Source organism: Romboutsia sp., assembly GCF_051659545.1.
Lineage (GTDB): Bacteria > Bacillota > Clostridia > Peptostreptococcales > Peptostreptococcaceae > JBOFOR01.
In genome coordinates this window covers 1-2,889 of the sequence record NZ_JBOFOR010000265.1, presented here as the reverse complement: position 1 = coordinate 2,889, position 2,889 = coordinate 1, and the positions used below count along the sequence as shown (strand labels likewise).

4 protein-coding genes are annotated in these 2,889 nt (G+C 29.1%); 2 read left to right on the top strand and 2 right to left on the bottom strand.

Annotated features, from left to right (window positions below; all coding sequences use genetic code 11):
- Positions 1 to 141: 141 nt before the first annotated feature.
- On the bottom strand, positions 142 to 480 hold the full coding sequence (locus ACRC03_RS15395; protein WP_438653477.1) for a PTS sugar transporter subunit IIA: 339 nt from the start codon (positions 478 to 480) through the stop codon (positions 142 to 144).
- A gap of 247 nt (positions 481 to 727) precedes the next feature.
- Between ACRC03_RS15395 and ACRC03_RS15390 the strand changes: the two genes are divergently transcribed.
- Positions 728 to 1,624 carry an ROK family protein gene (locus ACRC03_RS15390; protein WP_438653476.1) on the top strand — a complete coding sequence of 299 codons (897 nt, stop codon included), beginning with the start codon at positions 728 to 730 and terminating at the stop codon, positions 1,622 to 1,624.
- Between the two features lie 111 nt (positions 1,625 to 1,735).
- Here ACRC03_RS15390 and ACRC03_RS15385 read toward each other — a convergent pair whose 3' ends face one another.
- Positions 1,736 to 2,383, bottom strand: coding sequence for an FMN-dependent NADH-azoreductase (locus tag ACRC03_RS15385; RefSeq protein WP_438653475.1), 648 nt, complete (start codon positions 2,381 to 2,383; stop codon positions 1,736 to 1,738).
- 150 nt (positions 2,384 to 2,533) lie between these two features.
- Here ACRC03_RS15385 and ACRC03_RS15380 point away from each other — a divergent pair.
- The coding region (locus tag ACRC03_RS15380; RefSeq protein ID WP_438653474.1) for a nucleotidyltransferase domain-containing protein at positions 2,534 to 2,889 on the top strand (356 nt) is incomplete at its 3' end.

Sequence of the window (2,889 nt, the reverse complement as noted above, 5' to 3'; positions counted from 1 at the left end):
GGTCATAGTCTATCAGCCTAAATACCTAGATGGTCTGATTTAGGAAGGGCTAATGACATAGCCCCTATGGTGAGGTCATACTTCGATACTAGAAATAGACTTCGATTTAATCACTTGCTAATCTCAATGAATCCCCTAGATTTAGCTATGGGCGAGAATGTCAAAGCAGTCTAATAGTTTAGTTTTTATAAGTTCATTGTTGATTATATTCAAAAATATATCATAAATAGAATCCATTCGAGAATAATCATTTTCGTTTATAGCAAGCATCATAACTATATTGACTGAAATGCCTTCATTCCATTCAATAGGACTTTCCAATAAAGCAACGCAAATCTTAGTCTTAATAGAATTTAATTCCATTGGATGAGGAATGGCTAAAAAATCGTCTATGTTAGTAGAAGATAGACTTTCTCTATAAAAAACTGATTTAGAAAATGATGGGCTAATGGAACAATTAATATAAATAAAGATATACATAAGGCATATAAATCAATGTTAGATGAAAGCTATAATGAAAATGATAGTATACAAATAATAAATAACAGTATTAAAGTAAATGACTTAGAGCATTGTAAAGTTCAAACTATAGTAATAAAATAATAGATAAGAAAAGGAGGCTTATTAAATTAACTTTTTATAAGTCTCTTTAAAGTATCACGATTATTTATAAATAATATCTGTATTTAATTAAATCTTAAAAAAGGTATATTAGGAGGATAGTAAAATGACTTATTGTATAGGAATGGACATAGGTGGAACAAATATAAGAGCTGCCTTATTAGATGAAAACTACAACATAGTTGATAAATTTAAAATTGAAAACAATGTTGTAATGGGACCAGAAGTAAACATAGACAAATTATGTAATATGATAAAAGAAAAATGGAGTAATTATGATTTTAAATCTATAGGTATAGGATGCCCAGGACCTTTGGACCTAAGAAAAGGGAAAATTATCAACCCACCCAATTTAAAAGGATGGGAAAACTTTGAAATAAAGGAATACATACAGAGTATATTTAAGATTCCTGTAGTTGTAAATAATGATGCCAACGTTGCAGGATATAGTGAAGCTAAAGTAGGAGCAGGAAAAGATGCAGAAAGTGTATATTACATAACTCTTTCAACTGGTGTGGGAGGTGGATTTATCTATAAGGGTGAAATTGTAAATGGGTTTAACAATGTAGCTGCTGAATTATGTAATATGATTATTAATGAAGATAAATATAGTCACTCTGGTTTAAATCAAGGTGGATTAGAAGGACAATGCAGTGGAGTGAATATCAGCAGGATTGCAAGTGAAAAATTAGGAATAAGCATATCTACAAAAGAAGTTTTTGAAAAAGCTAGTTTAAAGGAAAAAGCTTGTGAAGAGGTATTAGAACAATGGGTAGTAAATGTATCTAAGGCTATAGCTAATATTATTGTAATTGTAGACCCAGAAGTAGTAGTACTAGGTGGTTCTGTAATTTTAAATAACGCTAGTTATTTAGACAAAATAATAGACAAAGTAAAAGCGTTTGTATTTAAAGAAGTAAATGTAAATATTAAGTTAGCTCAAATTGGTGATGACACAGGTCTAATAGGAAGTGGAATAATGGCTTTGTCATTACTTGATTAACAAATATTTGACTAAGCCAGATTCAGCTTAAGGGACTATAGATAGCTTTGAATTTACACTACTCTATTATCTATAGTCCCGGATACTAATCTAGGTAAAATTAGATTTTAACTAAAACTTCATCCCATCTATAACCTCGTCGATTTTATCTACAGCCTTATCAATAGCTTCTTGCTTTTCGCTCTCAGTAAAACCAGTTCCATCAACCAATAGCTCCTCAGAATGTTTTATACCTGTAAACTTAAAAATACTTTCTACATAATTAACCCCCTTGTTCATAATAGGACTTAAGAACCAAGGAATTTCTCCACCTGAAGATTGGATATAAACTAAAGTTCTAGGTTTATCAGCTAATAGAGGAACTATTTTTTTATCTTCAAATTTTATAGTTTTTTGATCTTGTAATATACAATCAAGATATTCTTTTAAAGGAGCAGGGAAAGATAAACTCCACATAGGAGCAGCAATTACATAAACATTAGCACTTATAAACTGGTCGCATAGCTGTCTAATTCTTTGAACTTCCTTTTGATCCTTATCATCTAGTGTTTTTGCATCATTTTCATCAACTATGCAATTTCTTTTTTCAAAATACTGATATTCAAGTCTTGGAATATGCTCTTTGTATAAATCTAATTCTTCTACTTCAAAATCTTTGTTTAATTCTAAAAATCTATTTATAAATCTTCTTGCTACTGTTTTACTTGCTGATAAATTTTCGGGTTTTGAATTTACACTTATATATAATAGTTTTTTCATAGTTACACCACCATTTTGTATTATTTTATATAAATATAACTTTTGTAAAAAAATGTTTTTTATTCTATCTTTTGTATCAATTAATTGATTTGAATATTTATGGTATTGAAAGACTACTTAATGCTATAATAAATATGAGGTGATTCAAAAATGAGAAATATCTCACAAGAAGTTAAAAATTCAATAACAAATAAATTTCCTAAAGAAAACACTATAGCGATTATAGTATTTGGAAGCTACGGTACGGACAAGCAGACAAGCGAAAGTGATATAGATATAGCGTGGATTCCTAAGAATAAAGTTCCTATTACAGAGCTTACAATTAAGACACAAGCACTTAGAATGGTGTTAAATATAGATGTTGATTTAAAAATAGTAACAAGTAACTTTACGATAGAGCTTAGACGTAATATTTTCGAAGGGGAAGTTATTTATGAGTCTAGAGAGTATAGAGAATATTTGAATGATTTTTATATTGAAAATAGTGATGTCATTGATATTCTAGA

Coding starts and splice junctions, on each gene's coding strand:
- ACRC03_RS15395 (WP_438653477.1), bottom strand. CDS start 480: ATGTATATCTTTATTTATATTAATTGTTCCATTAGCCCATCATTTTCT.
- ACRC03_RS15390 (WP_438653476.1), top strand. CDS start 728: ATGACTTATTGTATAGGAATGGACATAGGTGGAACAAATATAAGAGCT.
- ACRC03_RS15385 (WP_438653475.1), bottom strand. CDS start 2,383: ATGAAAAAACTATTATATATAAGTGTAAATTCAAAACCCGAAAATTTA.